At 70.4% G+C, this 22,273-nt stretch carries 20 protein-coding genes; 13 read left to right on the top strand and 7 right to left on the bottom strand.

All coding sequences use genetic code 11. From position 1 onward, the window contains the following. Window positions 1-122 precede the first annotated feature (122 nt). Both HPO96_RS13395 and HPO96_RS13390 read left to right on the top strand, forming a co-directional pair. Window positions 123-1,250: a metallophosphoesterase family protein gene (locus tag HPO96_RS13395; protein WP_171673675.1), complete on the top strand. Its 1,128-nt coding sequence runs from the start codon at window positions 123-125 to the stop codon at window positions 1,248-1,250. Beyond that, a complete protein-coding gene (locus HPO96_RS13390) occupies window positions 1,247-3,997 on the top strand; it encodes an AAA family ATPase (protein WP_171673674.1) in 2,751 nt (916 codons plus the stop codon). Before HPO96_RS13395 ends, HPO96_RS13390 begins: the two co-directional genes overlap by 4 nt. On the opposite strand, the gene fdhD is transcribed toward HPO96_RS13390, so the two are convergent. Beyond that, the gene (gene fdhD / locus HPO96_RS13385) at window positions 3,981-4,814 is read right to left on the bottom strand and encodes a formate dehydrogenase accessory sulfurtransferase FdhD (RefSeq protein ID WP_171673673.1); all 834 of its coding nucleotides are present in this window, start codon (window positions 4,812-4,814) and stop codon (window positions 3,981-3,983) included. The two genes, HPO96_RS13390 and fdhD, sit on opposite strands and share 17 nt — an antisense overlap. A gap of 9 nt (window positions 4,815-4,823) precedes the next feature. Further along, a complete protein-coding gene (locus HPO96_RS13380) occupies window positions 4,824-5,795 on the bottom strand; it encodes a phosphotransferase (RefSeq protein WP_171673672.1) in 972 nt (323 codons plus the stop codon). A gap of 56 nt (window positions 5,796-5,851) precedes the next feature. Between HPO96_RS13380 and HPO96_RS13375 the strand changes: the two genes are divergently transcribed. Continuing rightward, on the top strand, window positions 5,852-6,457 hold the full coding sequence (locus tag HPO96_RS13375; protein WP_171673671.1) for a TRIC cation channel family protein: 606 nt from the start codon (window positions 5,852-5,854) through the stop codon (window positions 6,455-6,457). Here the strand turns inward: HPO96_RS13375 and HPO96_RS13370 are convergent. After that, window positions 6,454-7,653, bottom strand: a complete 1,200-nt coding sequence (locus HPO96_RS13370) for an MFS transporter (RefSeq protein ID WP_171673670.1) — start codon at window positions 7,651-7,653, stop codon at window positions 6,454-6,456. The genes HPO96_RS13375 and HPO96_RS13370 overlap by 4 nt on opposite strands. A 95-nt stretch (window positions 7,654-7,748) precedes the next feature. Between HPO96_RS13370 and HPO96_RS13365 the strand changes: the two genes are divergently transcribed. The 3 genes from HPO96_RS13365 to HPO96_RS13355 all read left to right on the top strand — a co-directional run bounded on the left by HPO96_RS13365 (window position 7,749) and on the right by HPO96_RS13355 (window position 10,207). Continuing rightward, a complete protein-coding gene (locus HPO96_RS13365) occupies window positions 7,749-8,831 on the top strand; it encodes a ferrochelatase (protein ID WP_171673669.1) in 1,083 nt (360 codons plus the stop codon). Next, complete coding sequence (locus HPO96_RS13360; protein WP_171673668.1) at window positions 8,828-9,622, top strand: inositol monophosphatase family protein; 795 nt, start codon at window positions 8,828-8,830, stop codon at window positions 9,620-9,622. The genes HPO96_RS13365 and HPO96_RS13360 overlap by 4 nt, the downstream gene beginning before the upstream one ends. Window positions 9,623-9,907: 285 nt before the next feature. Continuing rightward, a complete protein-coding gene (locus HPO96_RS13355) occupies window positions 9,908-10,207 on the top strand; it encodes a DUF4193 domain-containing protein (RefSeq protein WP_130379292.1) in 300 nt (99 codons plus the stop codon). Between the two features lie 74 nt (window positions 10,208-10,281). On the opposite strand, the gene HPO96_RS13350 is transcribed toward HPO96_RS13355, so the two are convergent. Next, window positions 10,282-10,584 carry a DUF4235 domain-containing protein gene (locus HPO96_RS13350; protein WP_171673667.1) on the bottom strand — a complete coding sequence of 101 codons (303 nt, stop codon included), beginning with the start codon at window positions 10,582-10,584 and terminating at the stop codon, window positions 10,282-10,284. Window positions 10,585-10,612: 28 nt separating this feature from the next. Then, window positions 10,613-11,068, bottom strand: a complete 456-nt coding sequence (locus tag HPO96_RS13345; protein WP_337796617.1) for a DUF3093 domain-containing protein — start codon at window positions 11,066-11,068, stop codon at window positions 10,613-10,615. A gap of 52 nt (window positions 11,069-11,120) precedes the next feature. Here HPO96_RS13345 and dut point away from each other — a divergent pair, with 52 nt between their 5' ends. The 4 genes from dut to HPO96_RS13325 all read left to right on the top strand — a co-directional run bounded on the left by dut (window position 11,121) and on the right by HPO96_RS13325 (window position 13,470). Further along, a complete protein-coding gene (gene dut, locus HPO96_RS13340; protein WP_171673665.1) occupies window positions 11,121-11,573 on the top strand; it encodes a dUTP diphosphatase in 453 nt (150 codons plus the stop codon). A gap of 78 nt (window positions 11,574-11,651) precedes the next feature. Continuing rightward, entirely contained in the window at window positions 11,652-12,317 is a 666-nt protein-coding gene (locus HPO96_RS13335) for a DUF3710 domain-containing protein (RefSeq protein ID WP_171673664.1), read from the top strand. 18 nt (window positions 12,318-12,335) lie between these two features. Further along, window positions 12,336-12,725, top strand: coding sequence for an OB-fold nucleic acid binding domain-containing protein (locus HPO96_RS13330; RefSeq protein ID WP_171673663.1), 390 nt, complete (start codon window positions 12,336-12,338; stop codon window positions 12,723-12,725). Then, window positions 12,718-13,470, top strand: coding sequence for a DUF3159 domain-containing protein (locus HPO96_RS13325; protein WP_171673662.1), 753 nt, complete (start codon window positions 12,718-12,720; stop codon window positions 13,468-13,470). The genes HPO96_RS13330 and HPO96_RS13325 overlap by 8 nt, the downstream gene beginning before the upstream one ends. A 35-nt stretch (window positions 13,471-13,505) precedes the next feature. On the opposite strand, the gene HPO96_RS13320 is transcribed toward HPO96_RS13325, so the two are convergent. Together HPO96_RS13320 and HPO96_RS13315 are read right to left on the bottom strand one after the other, a co-directional pair. Next, window positions 13,506-14,186, bottom strand: a complete 681-nt coding sequence (locus HPO96_RS13320; protein ID WP_171673661.1) for a potassium channel family protein — start codon at window positions 14,184-14,186, stop codon at window positions 13,506-13,508. Then, window positions 14,186-14,848: an NAD-binding protein gene (locus tag HPO96_RS13315; protein ID WP_171673660.1), complete on the bottom strand. Its 663-nt coding sequence runs from the start codon at window positions 14,846-14,848 to the stop codon at window positions 14,186-14,188. The genes HPO96_RS13320 and HPO96_RS13315 overlap by 1 nt, the downstream gene beginning before the upstream one ends. A gap of 258 nt (window positions 14,849-15,106) precedes the next feature. On the opposite strand from HPO96_RS13315, the gene HPO96_RS13310 reads away from it, so the two are divergent. Genes HPO96_RS13310 through HPO96_RS39055 form a run of 3 tightly spaced genes read left to right on the top strand, consistent with a single transcriptional unit; the run spans window position 15,107 to window position 22,271 of the window. After that, window positions 15,107-17,137 carry an APC family permease gene (locus tag HPO96_RS13310; protein WP_337796616.1) on the top strand — a complete coding sequence of 677 codons (2,031 nt, stop codon included), beginning with the start codon at window positions 15,107-15,109 and terminating at the stop codon, window positions 17,135-17,137. After that, window positions 17,134-18,303 carry a TRAM domain-containing protein gene (locus HPO96_RS39615; RefSeq protein WP_171673658.1) on the top strand — a complete coding sequence of 390 codons (1,170 nt, stop codon included), beginning with the start codon at window positions 17,134-17,136 and terminating at the stop codon, window positions 18,301-18,303. Before HPO96_RS13310 ends, HPO96_RS39615 begins: the two co-directional genes overlap by 4 nt. Before the next feature lie 53 nt (window positions 18,304-18,356). Continuing rightward, on the top strand, window positions 18,357-22,271 hold the full coding sequence (locus HPO96_RS39055) for a hypothetical protein (RefSeq protein ID WP_171673657.1): 3,915 nt from the start codon (window positions 18,357-18,359) through the stop codon (window positions 22,269-22,271). Window positions 22,272-22,273 lie beyond the last annotated feature (2 nt).

Below are 22,273 nucleotides of genomic sequence, written 5' to 3'. Positions count from 1 at the left end.
GGTGCCATCGGGCGGCGTCCGGTCACCACTGCATTCCGGGCGTCCGGAGTGTGGTCGGTCGGGGTGTTCAGGTGTGTTGGGTTGGGTCATTTTCGGTGCTCCGGGTTAGCGTTCTCAGCGCAATGGAAGACTCGATCACGTTTCTGCACAGTTCGGACTGGCAGCTGGGGATGATGCGCCGGTTCCTGGGGCCGGACGGTCAGGCCCGGTGGGGGCAAGGCCGGCTGGACGCTGTCGCGCGGATCGGTGCGGTCGCGACCGAATCGAACGCCGCGTTCGTGGTCGTCACCGGGGACGTCTTCGAGCACAACCAGGTCGAGCGGCAGACGATCCTGCGGGCGTGTGAAGCGCTGAAGCGCATCCCCGTTCCGGTGGTGCTGCTGCCGGGCAACCACGATGCGCTCGAGCCGGGTTCGCTGTGGACGTCGAGCCAGTGGCAGGCGCATGCGCCGGCGCATGTGACCGTAGTGACCGATACGGCGCCGTTCGAGGTCGTGCCGGGTGTAGAGATCGTGGGCGCCCCCTGGCGGTCGCGGCGGCCGCTGTCCGACCCGGCCGCGCCGGGGTACGCCGATCTGCAGCCGGCTCCCGCCGGGACGACGCGCATCCTGCTCGTGCATGGTCAGCTGACCAGCCTGAGCGGTGGGATGTCCGACGTCCCGACGATCGATCAAACGGCCCTGGAGGCCGCGGTGACCGACGGCCGCGTCCACTACGTCGGCCTGGGCGACCGCCACTCGACGACGCGCGTGACGGACCGCATCTGGTTCTCCGGTACGCAGGAGGTCACCACACCGGAGGAGACCGACCCGGGCAATGTGCTGAAGGTGACCATCGGCTCCGGTATCACCGTCGAGCCGGTCCGCGTCGGCGCGTGGCACATGGTCGATCACAAGGTCGAGCTGTACGACGAGGAGTCGCTGACCGCCCTCGAAGACTGGTTCGCCGAGCTGCCCGACAAGGAGCGTACGTACGTGCGGCTCGCAGGTGACGGCTCACTGCCGCTGCCGCTGCTGAGCCGCCTCGATGCGCTGATCGACGCACAGGGCGAGGTCTTCGCCAGTGTCGAGCGCTGGACGAAGTTCTGGACCGTGCGCCCCGCGCCGGATGCAGCTGACCTGGATGCGCTGCAGTTGAGCGGCCCGGCCCGGGCTGCGATGGAGGAGCTGCGTCAGGCGCTGGCCGGTGGTGACGAGGCCGCTGGGGCCGCGCTGTCGCTGATGCACCGATTGGCGCGGGACGCGGGATGAGGCTGCATGCGCTGACGCTGCGGAACTTCCGTGGCGTCGCGGAACGTACCGTTCGCCTGCCGTCGATCGGCACCACCGTCGTCGTGGGCGACAACGAGGTCGGCAAGTCCAGTCTGGTCGAGGCGTTCGGGCTGATCTTCGACCTGCCCGACGACTCGAAGTCCACGCGCATCCGCGACATCCAGCCGGTCGGCCAGGATGTCGCGCCCGAGGTGACCGCCGAGCTCACGCTGGGCGGCCGCGAGCTGATCTACACCAAGCGCTGGCTGAAGAACCGCTCCACCGAGCTGACCGTCGTCGAGTCCGACGGACGCCGGACGTCGTGGACGGGTCGCGAAGCGCACAACGAGGCCGAGCGCCTCTTCCACGAACACGTCGACCCGGTGCTCTGGCAGACGCTGATGGTCAGCCAGGGCCAGTCGCTCGTGCTGCCGACCCCTGCGGACGCCGAGCCGCTGATCACTGCAGTGACAGCGGAGTCCGGGACGCCGGTCGACGGCGCCTCGATGCCGCTGGTCAGCGCCGTCGAGCACGAGTACCTGCGGTACTGGACGCGCGGCGGCCGCGCAACCGGTGACTTTGCCCGCTCCGAGAAGACTGTGACCGCAGCCGAGCTGACGGCCGCGCAGGCGTTGAAGGCGATGGAGGAGGTCCAGCAGGACATCCGCCGCGCCGAACGGCTCACCCTGGACCTGGCCGATGTCGACAGCCGGCTGAGCGACCAGCTGACCGCTGTCGAAGAGGTGCGCGAGCGCAAGCAGGCGACCGACGAGATCCTCCTCCGGCGGGATTCGGTGCGCTCGCGGGCCGAGACCGCACGCGCCCGGCTGGAGAACCACACCCGGACGCGCGTCGAGCGCGAGCGGCTCCTGGACGAGGTCGAGCGGTTCACCAAGACGGACGCCGAGCTGACCGAGCGACGTGCCGATGCGGACGTCGTCGCCAAGGCTGCCGCCGAGACCGTCCAAGCCGCCGAGGCTGCGCTGGCTGACGTGATCGAGCTGAAGGACCTCCGCCGTTCCGATGTCCAGGACGCCGAGCGCCGAGTGAGCGAGCTGGTGGACCGGGCCGAGCTGGAGCGGCTGCTCGATCAGCAGACCGAGCTGGCCGACGTCCGGGCCCGGATCGCCGCGGCCGGCACGATTCTGGACCGCATCAAGGTCGACGACGCGACCGTCGCCGCTCTGGAGGATGCGCGGGCCGCCGTGGTCGAGGCGCGGGCTGCGCTGGCGGTCGGCGTCCCGGAGGTCGTCGTACGACGGCTGGGCGCGGAGCCGGTTGAGCTGTCGGCGAGTGGTGTCGACGGGCGGGTGCCGGCCGAGCTGGGGTTCGACGAGACTGCTGAGCTGCTGGTGTCCGGTGAGCTGGTTGTCGGCGTACCGGGCCAGGTTGAGGTGGTTGTGCGGGCCGGGGGTGAGGCGGCGACGCTCCGGTCCCGGGTGGACGACGCTGTCCGGGTCGAGAAGGAGCTGCTGAAGAAGGCTGGGGTGAAGGACGTTGCGGCCGCGCGGGAGCTGCTGCGCAAGGCCGACACAGCGACGGCGGAGTTGCACGAGGCTCGGCGTACCGAGCGGTCGCTGACGGCCAACGGCGACCCGGGCGAGCGGATCGCGGTGCTGACCGCGCGGCTCGGCGACCCGGAGGAGACCGAAGAATCGGGCGGGAAGCCGGCTGCGGTCGAAGGCGTGCCGGGGCAGATGTCGCTGTTCGAGGAGTTCGCCTCCCCGCTGGACACGCTGTTCGACGATTTCGAGGTTCCGGAGCCGGAGCAGGGCGATCTGGCCGGTGCGCAGCGGCTGCTCGATCAGGCCCGTGCTGAGCTCGCTGCGGTCGAGCGGATGCTGACGGACGCAGAGTTCGCGGTCGCGCAGTCGCGGAAGGCCGCTGAGGAGGACCGGTCCGAGGCGCAGCAGGCGCGAGCTCGGGCCGAGCTGGCCGGTGAGCGGCTTGCTGCGGCGCTGGAAACGCTGGAAACGGCGCGAGGGCTGCTGGACGATGATGCGGTCTCGTCGGCCGAGTCTGAGGCGACTGCAGAGGTTGAAGCGGTGCTGGCTGAGCTGACCGGCGTACAAGCGCAGGTGGACGCCGCTGGGGCCGATCAGGTGGCAGGCGAGCTGGCTGACGCGTTGGCGGTCGCCGGCCGGTTGCAGAGCGAGCGGGACGGTCTGCGGGACGCACTGCGCACGACGGAGGGCCGCCTGGAGCAGTCCGGCCGGGACGGTCTTGCGACTCGCCGGGATCTGGCCGATCTGGAGCTGGCCGCCGTCCGGGCCGAGCATGAGCGGCTGCAGCGCCGGGCCGAGGCGGCACGGCGCGTCTACGAGACGCTCGGGCGGCACCGGGCCGAGGCGCAGACGAAGTACTCCGAACCGCTGCAGAGCCGGATCGAGGCGCTCGGACGCGGTGTCTACGGGCCCTCGTTCCGCGTCCGGCTGGACGACGACCTGGCCGTCGCCGAACGCGAGCTGGACGGCGTCCGGCTGCCGGTCGAGGCGTTGTCGACCGGCGCTCAGGAGCAGCTGGCCATCATCACCCGGCTCGCGATCAGCCATCTGGTCAGTACCGGCGACGGGAGCGTGCCGGTGATCTTCGACGACGCGCTCGGCTGGTCGGACAAGGCTCGGCTGCGCGACATGGGCGCGCTGCTCGGCCGGGCCGGCGACCACGGGCAGATCATCATCCTGACCTGTATGCCGGACCGCTACGAGTACGTCCCGAAGGCGACGTTCATCAAGCTGGACGGATAATCCGCTCCGGCTTGCTGTAGACGACGCAGCGGTCGCCGCGGGCGAAGCCGGCCAGCGTGATGTCGAACCGGCGGGCCAGATCGACCGCCAGACTGGACGGCGCGCCGACCGCGACGATCATGCCGATCCCGGCGGCCACCGCCTTCTGGATGATCTCGTACCCGGCGCGGCCGCTGACCGCGAGCACGAGCCCCTTGCGGGACTGCTGGTTCAGGACCGTCCAGCCGACGACCTTGTCGACCGCGTTGTGCCGGCCGACGTCCTCCTTCACGACGACCTTGCGGCCGTCGGCGGTGAACAGTCCGGCCGCATGCAGACCGCCGGTCTTGCCGAAGGTGGGCTGCGCCTCGCGAAGGAGGTCGGGCAACCGCCGGACGACGTCCACGGAGACCTCGACCGGGTCGACCGGGGCGTAGTCGCGGTCGGCGAGCTCGTCGAGGCTCTGCTGACCGCAGACGCCGCAGGCGGCCGACGTGACGCCGTACCGCTGGGGCGGCTCCCGATCGGGCGGGCCGTCGAAGGTGACGGTCACGGTGTTGAACTGTTGCTCGCGGGTCAGCCTCTGATCGGTGCAGTAGGCAACGGTCCGGATGGCGCCGGGGCGGACGGCGAACCCCTCGCCGAGGCAGAAGCCGGCCGCCAGCTCGAAGTCCGACCCCGGCGTCCGCATCGTCACCACGAGCGGCTCGGGCGGGCGCCCTGGCCACTCCAGCCGAAGCTCGAGCGGCTCCTCGGTCACGACGACATCCTCGCGGCGCGACGTCCGCTCCCCGTCGAGCACCTCGACCTTGAACCTGCTCGTGGGCGCCTTTGTCATACCTCTACGTTAGGTCGTCCATCCACGTCGTACCGCCAGCCAGTCCAGGAATGTCCATGCTGCGAACCGCTGGTGCTCGCGGAGGGCGGCTGTCGTGCCTGGCGGGGGAGGCAGGTTGGGGTACTTCAGCATGTACGCCGCGACCACTGCGGCGAAGCAGTCGAGCTCCTCGGCCGGTACGTCGGCAGTGAGCGGGCTGCGGCGTACTGCGGTGGCTGTGTCGATGCCGTGGTGCTGCGCCATCGGTAGTAGGCCCACCCAGTCGATCCACCGCGGGCCGAGCGCCAGCCAGTTCCAGTCGACCGTCCAGCACGCGCCGGCTTGGTCGATCAGCAGGTTGTCCGGCCGCAGGTCGCCGTGCGCCGCTGTCGTCGCCGCCAGCAGTTCGGTCGCCGGGGCGGCCAGCTCTGCCAGCTCCGGGAGGATGCTCGGCACCCACGGCTGCAACCGCGTCGGCAGCTCCCGCTCCCCGCGCGCGATCTGCCCCGGCACCTCCAGCACATCACCCACATCACTCAAGAAGCTCGTCAGCCCGTCCAGTGGGCTCACCGCGAACGCCTCGGCCATCGCCTCACACCGTGCGGTCACCACCGCGAAGTCCGCAGCCGTCCAAGGCGCCCCCGGCATCCGCCCCTCCACAAACTCCGAAACCACAGCGAACCAGTCGCCGGCGTGGGTGCTCGTGATGATGCGTGGGGCGTTGGCGGTGGCCGGGAGGTGGGGGACTACTTCGGCTTCGCGTTGGTAGGCGGTGTGGGCGTGGAGGTGGGCGGGGGCGGCCTTGATGAAGGCGCGGCGGTTGTCGGCGAGCTGGGCGGGGGCTGCGAAACCGCCGGTGAAGCCGGAGCGGACGGAGGGGGCGACCGCGACGATTTCGGTGCCTAGGGCAAGGATCAGGGCTTCGTGGAGGGCGGTGGGGAGGTCGGGCCAGGAGGGGCGGGTGGAGGTGGCTCGGTAGTCGACGTGGGGTGGACCGCTCATGTCCACGAAGAGTAGACGTCCCGGGGTGGGGAGGGCTCGTGGTTTACGGTTCGGGGGTGGCTCTGCACGTGCTGGATTTGATCGGGATCTTCGTGTTCGGGATCACCGGGGCGCTGGTGGGTGTGCGGAAGCAGCTGGACGTGTTCGGAATTCAGGTGCTGGCGCTGGTGACCGGACTCGGCGGCGGGTTCATCCGGGACGTGCTGATCGGGGCGACGCCGCCGACCGCGCTGCAGGACTGGCGATATCTGGTGGTGCCGGTGGCGGCCGGGTTGCTGACGTTCTTTCTGCACCCGGGGATCGAGCGGCTCGAGCGGCTGGTGAACATCTTCGACGCGGCCGGGCTCGGGCTGTTCTGCGTGACCGGCGCACTGAAGGCGATCGACTACGGCTTGTCGCCACTGTCCGCGGCGCTGCTCGGCACGATCTCCGGGATCGGCGGCGGCGTCATCCGCGACCTGCTCAGCGGCCGCGTCCCCGTCGTCCTGCGGCGCGAGATCTACGCCACTCCAGCTTTCCTCGGCGCAGGCATCGTCGTGGTCGCCTCAGCCCTCGACTACCACGCCTTGTGGGTTCCGTACGTCGCCGTCGCCACCTGCTTCGTGATCCGGCTGCTGGCCATCCGCCGGGGCTGGAACGCGCCCCTCCCGCGTACTGCCTAGTTGTGCGCGAACATCGTCCGCGGCCGGGCGAACGCGGTCGCAGCGAGGGCTACGAACGCACAGGCGATGCCGACGCCCACAGGTACCCAGTAGGCCTCGGACGGCCCCCAGAGGTCGACTGCATGCCCAGCGGCGGCGTTTCCGGGCGCAACGCCGAGGAGGATGCCGGTGACGGTCCAGGTGATCGCTTCGGTCAGGCGCTCCGGCGGAACCCATTCCTCAACACATGCGGTGACGGCGACCATGGTCGGCGCAATCGTCATGCCGCAGCCGAAGAGCACCACACCGAGCAGTACGACGCTGTCGACGAAGGGGAGCGGCGCCAGCGTGATCGCCAGCAGGATGGTCCCGATCAGCAAGCGGCGTTCGACCGGAGCCCGCCAGTGCACTGAGCCGTACCAGAGCCCGGCCAGCAGGCTGCCGAACGCCCAGACCGCCAGTACGACGCCGGACATGCTCTCCTGACCCTTGAGCGTCGTGAAGGCGACCGTGATCACCTCAGCGCCGCCCAGCGTCGCACCGAGCCCCAGACCGATGATGGACAGCAGCAGGATCGATGCCCACGGCATCGGTGCCTGCTCCTTGCCGTTCGCTTTACCGCGCCCAGGCGGGTCGGACGCGCGCAGCAGCGCCAGCCAGAGCCCACCGACCAATCCGAGCACACCGGCCACCGCCAGCCCGGCGTACGGGCTCACTGCGGTTGCCAGCAGCGTGACGAGCACCGGGCCGACGATGAAGACCACCTCATCGCCGACCGCCTCCAGCGCGAACGCCGTCTGCAGCGCGCGGCCGCGGCCGAGCAGGTGGTTCCAGCGGGCCCGGACGAACGAGCCGACCTGCGGGCGGGTGCCACCGGTGATGAAGGCGAGCGCGTAGAGCGTCCAGGTCGGTGCGTCCGCGCGGACGGCGACCAGCAGCGCGGCCAGGCCGACCGTGCAGATCAGCGACCCCACGAGCAACAGCGTCCGCTGCCCGAATCGGTCGACCAACCGGCCCTGCACCGGCCCGGTCAACGCACCGGCGATCACTGCCACCCCGGAGACCGCGCCGGCCAGACCGTACGAGCCGCTCTCGCGGGCGATCAGGATGACGATGCCGAGGCCGACCATCGAGATCGGCATCCGCCCGAGGATGCCGGCGCTGAAGAAGGCCCCCGCGCCGGGGCGGCGCATCAGGTGTGCGTAAGGCTTGAGCATGTCAGTTGCACCTTAACCGCTCGCGTACTAAGTCCTGACATCGCACTCCGTCACCCCGCGCACCGTCGTCACCACCCGGCTGACAAACTGGAAACATGCCAGTGGGTGTGCCTGATCCTTCGCCGTACGACGCCGTCCTGCTCCTGTCCTTCGGGGGACCCGAGAAGCCCGAGGACGTGCTGCCCTTCCTCCAGAACGTGACCCGCGGTCGCGGGATCCCGGACGAGCGGCTGAAGGAGGTCGGCGAGCACTACTACCTGTTCGGCGGCAAGAGCCCGATCAACGACCAGAACCGCGCCCTTCTGCAGGCGCTGCGGGTGTCGTTCGCCGATATCGGCCTCGACCTGCCCATCTACTGGGGCAACCGCAACTGGGCGCCGTACCTGACCGACACGCTGCGCGAGATGACCGCGGACGGCGTCCAGCGCGCCGTGGTGGTCGTCACAGCCGCCTACCCGTCGTACTCCGGCTGCCGGCAGTACCGGGAGAACCTGGAGGACGCCGCCGCGCAGATCCCCGGTGCACCCCGGCTGGACAAGCTGCGCCACTACGCGAACCACCCGGGCTTCGTCCGCTCGTTCGTGGAGGCGACCGCAGACGCGCTCAGCACGCTGCCGGAGGGCAGCGCGGTCGCCTACGTGACGCACTCGATCCCGAACGCGATGAACGACACCAGCGGCCCGGACGGCGACGGCTACGTCGACTGGCACCTGGACGTCGCCGCCGAGATCGACGCCGAGCTGGAGCGCCGGACCGGGCAGACCCGCCGCTCCGACCTGGTCTACTGTTCCCGCTCCGGCCCACCGCAGATGCCGTGGCTGGAGCCGGACGTGAACGACCACCTGGAGGCGCTGGCGGCTGCGGGCGCGCCGGGCGTCGCCGTCGTCCCGATCGGGTTCGTCAGCGACCACATGGAGGTCATCTACGACCTCGACACCGAGGCGGCCAAGACCGCCGAGAAGCTCGGCCTGCCGATGGCCCGGGCCGCCACTCCGGGCACGGACGAGACCTTCGTGGCCATGCTGCGCGACCTGGTCGTCGAGCGGGCCGCCGCCGAGCGTGGCGAGCAGCCCGCGCGGCCCTGCGTCGGCAAGCTCGGCCCGGCCTGGGACGACTGCCGCCACGACTGCTGCCCGGCCCTGCGCCGACCCGCTGCCAACCCGAAGGTGTCCGCATGACCAACCCTCAGGACCTCCTCAAGCTGGCTGTCGACGTCGCGGAGGAGGCCGCCCGGCTGATCGTCGAGCGCCGCCGCGGCAGGATCACCGTCGCCGACACCAAGAGCACGGTCACCGACATCGTCACCGCGGTCGACCGCGAGTCCGAGGAGCTCATCCGCGCGCGCGTGCTGGCCGCCCGGCCGGACGACTCGTTCCTCGGCGAGGAGGGCGACGATGTGCTCGGCACCAGCGGCGTGCGCTGGGTGGTCGACCCGATCGACGGCACCGTGAACTACCTCTACGACCACCCGACGTACGCCGTCTCGATCGCCGTCGAGGTGGACGGGACGACGGTGGCCGGCGTGGTCGTGGACGCGCCGAAGGGCGAGGTGTTCACCGCAACCCTGGGCGGCGGGGCCTACCTGGACGGGCGGCCGATCCAGGCGTCCGACTGCGCCGAGCTGTCCAAGGCTCTGGTCGGCACCGGCTTCGGGTACGACCCGGTCCGGCGCAAGGTGCAGGCCGAGGTCGTCCAGCACCTGATCGCCGAGATCCGCGACATCCGCCGGATCGGGGTCGGCGCGATCGACCTCTGCTACGTCGCCTGCGGCCGGCTGGACGCCGTCTACGAGCGCGGCCTGAACCCGTGGGACTACGGCGCCGGCGCGCTGATCGCGGCCGAGGCCGGGGCGACGATCGGCGGTCTGCACGGCGCTCCGGTGTCGCCGGAGATGTCGATCGCGGCCGCGCCGGGGGTCTTCGCCGCGTTCCACGACCTGCTGGCCGCCGCGGACCCGCTCCGGGCGTGAATGCGCATTACTGCACGAACTGAGCAGTAATGCGCATTTTGATGTTCACTCCTGACATTTCTGCCGACACGCGGGTCGCAGCATGGACCGAATCGTGCATGAACGGCGTTTATAGGGCACAATCCCGTCCTCGGGAGCGGTAGTTGCCGGTCCCGGCCTGGCTGTCAAGGGTTTCGGGGGACGAAAGTTCGGCGCGCTGTCCGGGCGCGGAATTTCTCGGCCGTGTTACCCGTTCAAGGGCTCAGCAAGGCAACACCACGGGTACGAAGAGGGCAGGGAAACACCATGGCGACTGATTACGACGCCCCGCGCAAAACGGACGAGGACGCTTCCGAAGAGTCGATCGAGGAGCTGAAGACTCGCCGTCACGACAAGAACTCCGGCAAGGTCGACGAGGACGAGGCGGAGGCCGCGGAAAGCTTCGAGCTGCCCGGCGCCGACCTCAGCCACGAAGAGCTGGCGGTGCGGGTGCTCCCGCGCCAGGCCGACGAGTTCACCTGTTCGAGCTGCTTCCTGGTTCACCACCGCAGCCAGCTCGCGGAGACGAAGAACGGGCAGTTGATCTGCCGCGACTGCGCAGCCTGACACACAGCCGCCCTACTTCGCCTTGACAGCACGGGACCGTCCCCCTCCGGGGATCGGTCCCGTTGTCATGTCCTCTAGTCGATCTTCTTGACCAGCGCGGACTCGCCGTTCTGCTCCCAGCCGGGCGGCGGGTGACCGGTCGACTTCAGGTAGTACGACGCCGCCTGGCGCTCCGCGAACAGCTTCGCGACCGCGGCGGCCGCACCGCTGGCGGCGGCCCAGGCGACGACTTCGACGTAGCCGCCCTGGCCGTTCTTCGGCGGCTTCCCGCCGGAGCCGACCTTCCAGGCGGTGCTGACCGCCTTGCTCGCGGCCAGCCCCAGCACCACGGTGAACGCGGCCTGGACCAGCTTCCAGCCGAGCTTCGCTCCGACCACAGCAAACCCTCCTAACGACTCCTGACAGTCAGGATCTTCCCACGCTGTGCCCGCTCAGAGCCGCTGCCAAGCGGTCCGGGTGTCGGGTGGCGATCACCCAGTACGGCGCTGGGTCGCGCGGGTCGGTGATCGCGACCCGGACGGCGCCGCGGGCGTAGCTGCGGAGGAGGAGGTAGGCCTTCGGGTCGCAGTCCCGGCCGAACGCGTTGCGGGCGTCGTCGCCGGTCAGAGGTTCGGCGGCGCCGACGTGGGTGAGCTCGATGGCCGCCCGGCCCGCGCGGAGCCGGTCGGCGTCCACCTCGACCTGGGCGCCGCCGTACCGGAGCAGCCAGACCAGCAGCAGCACCAGCGACAGGCCGCCGACGACCGCGCCGGCGAGCAGTCCGGCCGGGACGACGGTGATGACGAAGAGCGTGATGACGGCTGCGGCCGAGACGATCCACCAGGACACCGGCACGGTCAGACGTTCGCGGTAGACACCCACAGGACCAGCCTGGCATGCGGCCCGCCGGAACGCGTCGGTAGGGTCGCCTCTCGTGACCGAGGTTCTCATTCAGCGACTCGACCCCGACCTGCCGCTCCCGTCGTACGCGCATCCCGGCGACGCCGGCGCGGACCTGGTGGCGGTCTCCGACATCACCCTGAAGCCCGGCGAACGCGGCCTGGTCGGCACCGGGATCGCAATCGCGCTCCAGGACGGGTACGTCGCCCTGATCCACCCGCGGTCCGGTCTGGCGGCCAAACACGGCGTCTCGATCGTGAACGCCCCGGGCACCGTGGACGCCGGGTACCGCGGCGAGATCAAGGTCTGCCTGATCAACCTGGACCCGCATGCCGAGGTGACGCTGAAACGCGGCGACCGGATCGCGCAGCTGCTGATCCAGCAGGTGGAGAAGGCGAAGTTCGTCGAGGTGGCCACATTGCCGGGCTCCGCGCGCGGCGAAGGCGGGTACGGCTCGACCGGCGGCTTCGCCGGTGTGACACGCTGATCAGGTCCGCCCTATGACACCGCCGATGCGCGAGACTACGGCGGCCGTACGAAACGAGACAGGAAGTAGGCAAGGGCTGTGATCTTCCGCCGCAAGGCCAAGAACGAGGAAGAGCCGGGATTCTTCGGCGCCGAGACGGACGTCGAGACCGATGCCGACGCGGGGGCGGCGGACGTCGCCGGCGGGCCGTTCGACTCCACCGAGGTGGAGCCCGAGCTGCTGGAGGCGGACGACCGGATCGACCTGGGCGCGCTGAACATCACCGGGCTGCCGGGGATGGAGCTGCGGCTGCAGGTCGACGAGCAGAGCGGCGCCGTCCAGGCGATCCTGCTGGTGCTCGAGGAGTCCGCGCTGGAGCTGCGCGCCTTCGCGGCGCCGAAGAAGAGCGGGATCTGGGACGAGGTCCGCCAGGAGATCGCCGACGAGGCGAACCGGATGGGCGGCTCGGCCACCGAGGCCGAGGGGCCGTTCGGCACCGAGCTGGTGCTCGTCGTCCCGGTCGAGGACCCGGACGGCAAGATCTACAGCCAGACCTCGCGGGTGATCGGCGTGGACGGGCCGCGCTGGCTGCTCCGGGCGACCGTGCTCGGCCGCGCCGCCGTCGACGCGGAGGCCGCGCCGCCGCTGGAGGAGACGCTGCGCAAGGTCGTCGTCGTCCGCGGCACGGAGCCGATGGCGGTCCGCGAGTCGCTGCCGCTGACGCTGCCGCCGGGCTCGGAACCGATCGAGCCCGAAGAGGGCTGACGGACTACACTCGATCACATGGGTAGCGACAAACCCGCCGGCCTGTTCCGGCGGGCCTTCCGGGGACTGGCCGGGGACCGGGATCAGCAGGATGCCGAGGTCCTCCGCGACTACGCGCAGGACTGCGGCGCGCGGTCCATCACCGGTTGTCGCGACCGTGAGGTCGTCACGCTGTACGGCACGTTGCGGACGATCACGTTCAGCCCGCGCGGCGGCGTACCGGCACTGGAGGGTGAGTTGTACGACGGCACCGGAACGGTGAAGCTGGTCTGGCTCGGACGGCGCAAGATCGCGGGGATCCACCCGGGATCGGAGCTGACGGCCTCGGGCCGGATCGGCGTCGTCGACGGCGACCGGGTGATGTTCAACCCGCGGTACGAGCTGCGTCCGACGGCCGCCCATGGCTGAGCGGACGGAACAGCCGAAGAAGACCAACTCGAAGCAGGTCCTCGGCTGGCTCGGCACCCTGGCCGATATCGGCCTGCCCTGGATCGCCTTCACGGTCGCCTATGCGGTCACCGACCACGACCTGAAGCTGTCGCTGATCATCGCGCTCTCGACGGCGGGCCTGGTCGGTCTGGTCCGGCTGATCCGGAAACAGCCGATCGCGAACGTGATCGGCGGCGTCTTCGGCGTCGGCCTGTCCGCGTTCGTCGCCAGCCGGACGGGTCAGGCCGAGGACGTCTTCCTGCCCGGCATCCTGATGAACTGCGGCTGGTTCGTCCTCTACGCGCTCACGATCGTCACCCGGTACCCGCTGATCGGCCTGTTGTACGGCGCGGTCACGCAGACCTGGCTGGCCTGGCGGCGCGACCCGGAGCTCTACCGGGCGCTGAACCGGGTGACGCTGCTGCTCACCGCCCAGATCGGCGTCCGGCTGGCGATCATGGTCCCGCTCTACCTGGCCGACAATGTCAGCGCGCTCGGCGTCGCCAAGGTCGCGCTCGGCCTGCCGTTCTACGGGTTGACCGTCTGGGTCGGGTACATCGTGCTCCGCAGCTCGCTCTCCCCGGACAAGTGGGAAGAGGTCAAGGAGAACTTCACCCACATGCTCAAGGGCACCCAGCCGACCCCGCCGCCGGTCCAGGACAAGGTCCAGGACGAGGTCCGGGACGAGCAGAAGACCGAAGCGCCGGCCGCGAAGACCGACTGAAAGGGCGGGGGCGCCAAGGCCCCGCCCATCCGGTGTCAGCTGTTGTTCCGCCGGTGGTGGTGCGGGGACAGCATGTCCTCGAGCTGCTCCTCGGTCTCGTCGGCCGCGACGAACAGCAGCTCGTCGTTCATCTCGAGCGTGCCCTCGGCGTCCGGGCGCAGCACCCGGCCTTCGCGCAGGATGACGACCAGCGCGGTGTCCAGCGGCCAGTCGATGTCGCCGACCCGCTGGCCGACCATCGGGGAGTCCTCGGGCAGGGTGAGCTCGACCAGGTTCGCGTCGCCCTGGCGGAAGGTGAACAGCCGGACCAGGTCGCCGACCGAGACGGCCTCCTCGACCAGGGCGGACATGATCCGCGGCGTCGACACCGAGACGTCCACACCCCAGGCCTCGTTGAACATCCACTCGTTGCGCGGGTGGTTGACCCGGGCAACGGTCCGCGGAACGCCGAACTCGGTCTTGGCCAGCAGCGAGACGACCAGGTTGACCTTGTCGTCACCGGTGCTCGCGATCGCCACCTGGCAGCGCTGCAGGGCCGCCTCCTCCAGCGAGGACAGCTCGCAGGCGTCGGCCAGCAGCCACTCGGCGCGCGGCACCGACTCGGCCTTGATCGCCCGCGGGTCCTTGTCGATCAGCAGCACCTCGTGACCGTTGTCCAGCAGCTCGGCCGCGATCGAGCGGCCGACCTGACCCGCACCGGCGATGGCTACCCGCATCACAGCTCCTCAGGCTTGGCGCCGAGCTGGGACTCGATCTTGGCGGCGTCCCGCTCCAGCATCACGACATGCACCAGGTCACCCTCCTGGATGACCGTGTCGGCCCTGGGCAGCACGCCCTCGCCGAGCCGGGTCAGGAACGCGACCCGGGCCCCGGTCGCCTTCTCGATGTCGAAGGCGAGCCGGCCGACCCACTGCGAGTTCACGTGCACCTCGGCGAGCCGGACCGTGCCGGACGGATCGCGCCACTCCGGCTCCGAGCCCTCGGGCAGCAGCCGGCGCATCATCTGGTCGACCGTCCACTTGACCGTGCCGACCGTGGGGATGCCGAGCCGCTGGTAGACCTCGGCGCGGCCCGGGTCGTAGATCCGGGCGACGACGTTGCCGATCCCGAAGTTCTCCCGGGCGACACGCGCGGCCAGGATGTTGGAGTTGTCGCCGTTCGAGACGGCGGCGAACGCCTCGGCGCGCTCGATCCCGGCGTCGATCAGCACCTCGCGGTCGAAACCCATCCCGGTGACCGTGCGGCCGGTGAAGTTCGGGCTCAGACGGCGGAACGAGTCGGCGGACTGGTCGATGATCGCGACCGTGTGGCCGCGTTTCTCGAGGGTTCTCGCCAGCGTCGACCCGACGCGTCCGCACCCCATGATGACGACGTGCACTCGCTGATCACTCCCTGCCCCGGAGGGGCCGCTTTGTCGGGTTGGCAGGGATAGACGCTACAGGAGACCTGAGGCCGGGGCCGACACTCCCCTGCCTACTGCGCTGCACTCGGCACGGCACCTCGCCGCACGGGTGCAAAGGGCACGATGCTCCGCATCGAACCCTCCGCCCCCGCGCACCGTTGCACCGCACCGAGCACATGCTCGCTACGGCACGGGAATGCCGCCCCCGACCTTTGTAGCTCTAACATCCTCGGTGTGACTCCCGCTCTCGGCGACATCGGCAAACGGCTGCTGCTCGGTCGCAAACTGCGCAGCACCCAGCTGGGCGAGACGCTGCTTCCCAAGCGCATCGCACTGCCCGTGTTCGCCAGTGACGCTCTGTCGTCGGTCGCGTACGCCCCGGACGAGATCTTCCTGACGCTGTCGATCGCCGGTCTGGCGGCGCTGACGATCTCCTGGAAGATCTCGCTGGCGGTCGCCGTCGTCCTGGTCGTGGTGGTGCTGTCCTACCGGCAGAACGTGCACGCCTATCCCTCCGGCGGCGGTGACTACGAGGTCGCGAACACCAACCTCGGCCCGACCGCCGGCCTGACCGTGGCCAGCGCGCTGCTGGTCGACTACGTGCTCACCGTCGCGGTGTCGATCTCGTCGGCCGCGCAGTACGCCGCGTCCGCGATCCCGGCGCTGGAAGGGCATCAGGTGACGGTCGCGGTGATCGCGATCCTGTTCCTGACCACGATGAACCTGCGCGGGGTCCGCGAATCCGGGGCCGCGTTCGCGATCCCGACGTACATCTTCATGTTCACCATCCTCGGGATGGCGGCCTGGGGTTTCGGGCGGATGCTGTTCGGCGAGTTGCCGGAGGCGTCCAGCGCGAGTTTCGACATCGCCGCCGAGGACCAGTTCGCCCAGGGCGCCAGCGGGCTCGCGATGGCCTTCCTGATCCTGCGGGCGTTCTCCTCCGGGTGCGCAGCGCTGACCGGGGTCGAGGCGATCAGCAACGGCGTACCGGCGTTCAAGAAGCCGAAGAGCAAGAACGCCGCGACCACGCTGGCGCTGCTCGGGTCGATCTCGATCCTGATGGTGATCAGCGTCGTCACGCTGGCGAACGTGATGAAGGTGCGCTTCGTCGAGGACCCGGCGCACCAGCTGTCCCGCGACGGCGTCCCGGTCGGGGCGGACTTTCACCAGGACCCGGTGATCGGGCAGCTGGCGAAGGGGATCTTCGACCACTTCTCGCCGGGTTTCTACCTGGTCGCCGCGGCCACCGGCATCATCTTGGTGCTGGCCGCGAACACCGCGTTCAACGGCTTCCCGGTGCTCGGGTCGATCCTCGCCCGGGACGGCTACCTGCCGCGTCAGCTGCACACCCGCGGCGATCGGCTCGCGTTCAGCAACGGCATCATCATCCTGGCCGGCTTCGCGATCGTGCTGATCGTTGCCTTCGACGCCGAGGTGACCAAGCTGATCCAGCTGTACATCGTCGGCGTGTTCGTCTCGTTCACGGTCAGCCAGACCGGCATGGTCCGGCACTGGACGCGGCTGCTGCGCGACGAGCAGGACCCGGCGGCCCGCGCGCGGATGGTGCGCTCGCGGGTGATCAACGCGGTCGGGCTGACGCTGACCGGCATCGTGCTGATCATCGTGCTGATCACGAAGTTCCTGCTCGGCGCCTATATCGCGATCATCGCGATGGCCGCGCTGTTCCTGCTGATGAAGGGCATCCGGCGGCACTACGAGACCGTGCGCAAGCAGACCGCGGTCGAGGGTGACGAGACGCTGATGCTGCCGTCGCGGGTGCACTCGATCGTGCTGGTCTCGAAGCTGCACCGGCCGACCCTGCGCGCGCTGGCCTTCGCGAAGGCGGCCCGGCCGTACACGCTGGAGGCAGTGACGGTCGACGTCGACCGCGACGAGTCGGACGCGCTGCAGGCCGACTGGGAGCGGCTGGGCATTCCGATCCCGCTGAAGCGGCTGGCGTCGCCGTACCGGGAGATCACGCGGCCGATCCTGCAGTACGTGCGGGACATCCGGCGGCAGTCGCCGCGGGATGTGGTGACGGTCTACATCCCCGAGTACGTCGTCGGTCACTGGTGGGAGCACCTGCTGCACAACCAGTCCGCGCTGCGGCTGAAGGGGCGGCTCTTGTTCACACCTGGTGTGATGGTTACGTCCGTTCCGTACCAGCTGATCTCGTCCCAGGCGGCTGAGGAGCGGCAGGATCGCGAGGATCGAGTGGCCGGGCAGATACGCCGGGGGCCCCGTAAGACATCAGGAGATCGGTGACAGGCGACAACATCGTCGGGACGGTAGTAGAGCTCGAAGTCGGCCCGGTGGCCCACGGCGGCCACTGCGTCGCCCGGCACGAGGGCCAGGTCGTGTTCGTTCGGCACGCGCTGCCCGGTGAGCTGGTGCACGCCCGGGTCACCGAGCAGACCACGAAGTACCTGCGGGCGGACGCCGTCCAGGTGCTGACACCGTCGCCGCAGCGGATCGAGCCGCCCTGCCCGCACGCCGGGCCGGGGCTGTGCGGGGGCTGCGACTTCCAGCACGCCAACATCGTCGAGCAGCGCCGGCTGAAGTCGACCGTCGTTTCGGACACGCTGCGCCGCATCGGCGGGATCGAACGGACCGTGGTGATGGAGTCGCCCGGCGACGAGGGGCTGGGCTGGCGGACCCGCACCCGGTACGCCGTCGTGGACGGACGGCCCGGAATGTACGCACACCGATCTCACGAGCTCATCGCGGTCGACAAGTGCCTGATCGCCCACCCGGGGACGCCGGATGTTCTGGGGGAGAGGTGGCCGGAGGCGTCGTACGTACGCGCTGTGGTCTCGTCTGAGGGGAAGACCGCCGTACTGACCGACAAGGAGCCGGGTGGGCGCGTTGTCGAGGTCGTACGGAACAGGCGGTTCCGGGTCGAGGCTGCGGGCTTCTGGCAGGCCCACCCGGCCGCACCGGAGACGCTGGTGGACGCCGTGCTCAGCGGGCTGGAGCCGGTGGCGGGGGAGTCGGCTCTGGATCTCTACTCGGGTGTGGGGTTGTTTGCGGCGTTCCTGGCCGAGGCGGGGTGTGCTGTGCTCGCTGTCGAGGGTGACAAGGACGCAGTGAAGAATGCGCGCCGCAACCTGCACGATCTGCCGGCGGTGACGCTGGAACAGGGTGATGTGGACCGCGTGCTGAACGCAGCGGCCGGTCAGGGGCTGGAGCAGGTTGACCTCGTCGTACTGGATCCGCCGCGGACCGGTGCGGGCAAGGACGTCGTACGACGGATCGCAGCGCTGTCGCCACGGAGGGTGGCGTACGTGGCGTGCGACCCGGCTGCGCTGGCGCGGGATCTGAAGACGTTCGGGCGGCTGGGCTACGGGGTCGCGTCGCTGCGGGCGTTCGATCTGTTCGGGATGACGCATCACATCGAGTGCGTGGCCATTCTGGAACCTGTAGACAGCTAGGCGCAGGTCTCAGGTAGCGTTCGGGGCTGGATTCCAATGCGCTGGAGACCTGTATGCCGCTCGTTGACCTGGACGACCCGGAGGAGTTGCGCGCTCGCTGGAGCGCCCTCGCCGCGGTCTCCCATGCCACCGGTTTCGACCGTCGGTGGTACGCCGATGCCGACGGCTACCACCACCAGGACGAGACGGGCTCGGTCCTGCGGCTGATCCGGCTCGACGGGCGCGCCGTCCTGTTCGGTCACCAGACGCAGCACAGCCAGACCACCGGCGCCGACCTGCTGGCCGGATCGCCGGAGTGGATCGCTCAGCCCGAGGTGCAGCGCCGGCAGGCCGCCGGGGAGCTCGGCTTCGTGTACGGCGCGTTCAACGGCACGTGGGCGCGCGCGGCGTACCCGGGCGACCCCTGGGAGCCGGTTCCGGACGGCTTCCTCGAGATCGGCGGCTGGATCTCCTCGGAGGAGGACTCCGCCCGCGAAATGGTCGAGTGGGTCGCGGAGTGGGCCGACTACCTCGGTGGGCTCGACGAGCTGGTGCCGTCCGCCGTCCAGCTGATCCGGTCCGACATCACGGCCGAGGCGCTGGCGGCGTTCTTCGCGCAGTTCCGGATCGACCCGCGGTCGCCGGTGCAGCCCGACGTACCGACCGGAGTGGTGGCGGCGCGCGCTTTCAGCGTTGCGGTCGCGGAAAGTTTTGCTTCTGCGCCTGACGTACCCCCGGTCTCGGTCGTTGAGCCTGTCGTGACCGGAGTTCCCGACGGGCGGACCGCGCCCGAAGACGAGTCGTACGTCGTCCCGCCGGGGATCAGCCCGTTCACGGGCCAGCCGATCGAGACCGACTCGCCGGCGGCGTACCAGCAGGTCCCGTACCGCGCCGAGCCCGACGACGAGTACGGCGTCGTCGCCAAGAAGCAGGGCTGGCTCCGCCGCCGCAAACAAGAAGACGACCCCACCCCCGCCGCACCCCCCGCCGCCCCGGCCCCCGGTGCCTACCTGCCCCCCGCCTACCACCAGCTCCCCTCCCAAGAACCCCCACGCGTAGGCGGCGGCGTCCACGAAGGCGAAGACTTCTACGCCAGCCTCTTCGCCGACACCCCCGCTGCCGCCCCACCCGACGACGCCGAGTTCGAAACCGCCGAACAGCCCGCCTGGTCGGACCAGGACGCCACCGCCGAACACACCATCCCCCCGTGGGACGGCCCCGCCTGGATCAACGGCCAATGGGTAGAAGCCCCCACCGAGCAGCCCGTCCCCGGCAGCCCCTTCGCCCCACCGGCGCCTGAGCCCGCCGACGAGCCCACCCCCGGCAGCCCGTTCGCCCCACACCCCCCAGCCGCCGCACGCGCCGAGGAACCTGTCTCCGGCAGCCCCTTCGCTGCGCAGCAGCCGTCTGCTCCCGCTGCGCGTGCCGCCGAGCCCGGCACCCCCTTCGCATCCGCGCGCGCCGAGGAGCCGGCGTCCGGGAGCCCGTTTGCGGGGGAGGTTGTTCCGGGCGGGGCAGACGATGACGACGCGCCGACGGCGGAGATCGCGGCCGTGCAGCTCGACGCGGAGCCGGAGTCGTTCAACGGCCCGTCGCCGTTCGCGGGTCCTTCGCCGTTCGCACCCGCGGAGACCCCGGATGCGTACCTGGGCGACGAGACCGCCGAGTTCGTCCCGTTCGGCCCCGACGACACGGCTGAACGCCCCCAAGCAGCAGACCCGCAGCCGTGGCCCCAACCACAACCCGAGCCCTGGCCGCAGCCCCAGCCCAACCCCGCCCCCTGGCCGCAACCCTCCGACCCCCACCCGGCTCCACACCCCACACCTGAGCCGACGCCGGCCCCCACACCCCAGCCGCTCCCGGACCCGAGCCCCACACCCGACCCGGACCGCGAGCCCTACCCCGACCCAACTCCAGACCCACCCCCCACCCCCGAGCCAACCCCAGACCCCTACCCGGCTCCCATCCCCGACCCCGAGCCATCCCCACAGCCCACCCCCATCCCGCCCCCAGAACCAATCCCCGGCACCCAGCCCACCGGCTCCGCCCCGGCGCCCGAGCGCTGGCTCACCGGCTCCGGCCGAGCTGCCTATTCCGACGACGACCCGACCGGTGCGATTCCGGTGGTCCCATCGGACGAGCAGCCGACCGACGCGGCCTCGGGAGCCGTCCCGGCGGTTCCGTCCGGCGAGCTGCCCGCTGGTTCTGTCCCGGGACCGGGTTCCAAGGGCTCCGGTTCAGCTGGCTATTCCGACGACGACCCGACCGGTGCGATTCCGGTGGTCCCATCGGACGAGCAGCCGACCGACGCGGCCTCGGGAGCCGGCCCGGCGGTTCCGTCCGGCGAGCTGCCCGCTGGTTCTGTCCCGGGACCGGGTTCCAAGGGCTCCGGTTCAGCTGGCTATTCCGACGACGACCCGACCGGTGCCATCCCAGCCGTCCCATCGGACGAGCAGTCCGCCGGTTCCGTCCCCGGGCCGGCTCCCGAGGCCCGGCTCACGGACTCCGGCCGAGCTGACCATGTCGACGACGTCCCGGGCGTTGCCTCGGACGAGCAGTCCGGTGGCTCCGTCCCAGGGCTCCCGTCCAGGAGCCAGGTAACCGGTGCCGGTTCAGCTGGCTACTCCGACGACGTCCCGACGGGTGCGATTCCGGTGGTCCCGTCGGACGAGCAGCCCGCCGACGCGGTCCCCGAGGCCGTCCCGGCCGTTCCATCCGGTGAGCAGTCCGTCGGTTCGGTTCCGGCGGGTGCTTCCGAGGCCCGGCTCACCGGCCCCAGCCGAGCTGACCGTGTCGACGACGTCCTGACAGGTGCCGGGCCGGCTGGAGCTTTTGACGAGGAGCCGGCTGGTGGTGTGTCGGCTGGGCTGGCTGACGCGGACGGCGTTGTCGCCGAGGGGCTCGGGGACGCTGGTGCGTACTCGGCTTTGGAGCGGACCGAATACGGCTACTCGTCAGGTCTAGACGCCCCGCGGCCTGCTGGACGCTGGCAGACCGTGGGTGACGAGCGCTCCGCAGGCTGGCAGGAGTCGGCCGGTGAGGTGCGGGCGGACGAGGGTGGTGCGGTCGGGGAGGTCAAGCCGGAGTGGACGGATGAGGATGAGACCGGTGTGGTGCCGGCTGTTGCGGGCGAGGCTTGGTCGGAGGATGAGCCGACTGGTGTGATCGCGGCGGTGTTCGACGACGAGCGGTACGTCGAGGCGCGGCAGGAGGAGCTCGAAGCAGAGCCGCAGTACGACGAGGCGCAGCACGACGCGACTGGGCGGTCGGCCGATTCCGCGCAGTACGAGGAGTACGGCGGGCCGGCGCGTGATGAGGTTGCGGCAGGTTCGCAGCACGCTGAGTTCGCGGCACCTCCCGAGCTCGGGCCGGTTGATGAGGCGCCTGCGGCGACCGCTCGGCCTGAACTGCCTGCTGACTCGACGGCCCTCGGCCACGCACCGGTTGCGACGGCCGGGGGGATGTCTATTCCTGGGTTGGGGGTGATGGCTGAGGCGCCGGGGGTGGAGTTGGTGCCTGGGTCGTTGGAGGAGGCGATGCGCGCGGAGGTGGAGCGGCCGCGGCCGCGGCCGGGGGAGAGTGCGGCGTTCGCGGCTTTGCACAAGTGGTGCCGGGCGCGGACGAAGGTGGTGCCTTCGGGGTTCACGATTCAGGTGCAGGTGCTGGATCCGGGGGCGCCGTCGTACCGGTTCGATCTGGAGCCGCCGGAGATCGACGATCCCGAGTTCGCGGCGGACAAGCTCAGCGGTCTGCTCGGCGACCTGTGGCTGACCGAGGCGCAGGGGGAGCAGGGCGGCTGGTTGTTCGCGCGGATCGACACCGCCGGCCGGACGCTGCGGATCGACCGCTGGTACGACCAGGTGCCCGACTGGTGGGACAACCCGGTCGAGCCGCGGCTCGACGTCCACGGGCTGGTCCGGCGGCTGAACGCGCGTGACCAGCAGTGGCAGCCGTCCTACCTGGGAAAGCTGTACACGACCGCGGGATAACG

The organism is Kribbella sandramycini, from assembly GCF_013131805.1.
Classification (GTDB): domain Bacteria; phylum Actinomycetota; class Actinomycetes; order Propionibacteriales; family Kribbellaceae; genus Kribbella; species Kribbella sandramycini.
Note: the sequence above shows the minus strand (reverse complement) of the source record. Positions and strands in the feature narration are given on the sequence as shown.

Coding starts and splice junctions, on each gene's coding strand:
- HPO96_RS13370 (WP_171673670.1), bottom strand. CDS start 7,653: ATGCTCAAGCCTTACGCACACCTGATGCGCCGCCCCGGCGCGGGGGCC.
- HPO96_RS39055 (WP_171673657.1), top strand. CDS start 18,357: ATGCCGCTCGTTGACCTGGACGACCCGGAGGAGTTGCGCGCTCGCTGG.
- fdhD (WP_171673673.1), bottom strand. CDS start 4,814: ATGACAAAGGCGCCCACGAGCAGGTTCAAGGTCGAGGTGCTCGACGGG.
- HPO96_RS13395 (WP_171673675.1), top strand. CDS start 123: ATGGAAGACTCGATCACGTTTCTGCACAGTTCGGACTGGCAGCTGGGG.
- HPO96_RS13325 (WP_171673662.1), top strand. CDS start 12,718: ATGGCTGAGCGGACGGAACAGCCGAAGAAGACCAACTCGAAGCAGGTC.
- HPO96_RS13355 (WP_130379292.1), top strand. CDS start 9,908: ATGGCGACTGATTACGACGCCCCGCGCAAAACGGACGAGGACGCTTCC.
- HPO96_RS13330 (WP_171673663.1), top strand. CDS start 12,336: ATGGGTAGCGACAAACCCGCCGGCCTGTTCCGGCGGGCCTTCCGGGGA.
- HPO96_RS13390 (WP_171673674.1), top strand. CDS start 1,247: ATGAGGCTGCATGCGCTGACGCTGCGGAACTTCCGTGGCGTCGCGGAA.
- HPO96_RS13320 (WP_171673661.1), bottom strand. CDS start 14,186: ATGCGGGTAGCCATCGCCGGTGCGGGTCAGGTCGGCCGCTCGATCGCG.
- HPO96_RS13360 (WP_171673668.1), top strand. CDS start 8,828: ATGACCAACCCTCAGGACCTCCTCAAGCTGGCTGTCGACGTCGCGGAG.
- HPO96_RS13380 (WP_171673672.1), bottom strand. CDS start 5,795: ATGAGCGGTCCACCCCACGTCGACTACCGAGCCACCTCCACCCGCCCC.
- HPO96_RS13365 (WP_171673669.1), top strand. CDS start 7,749: ATGCCAGTGGGTGTGCCTGATCCTTCGCCGTACGACGCCGTCCTGCTC.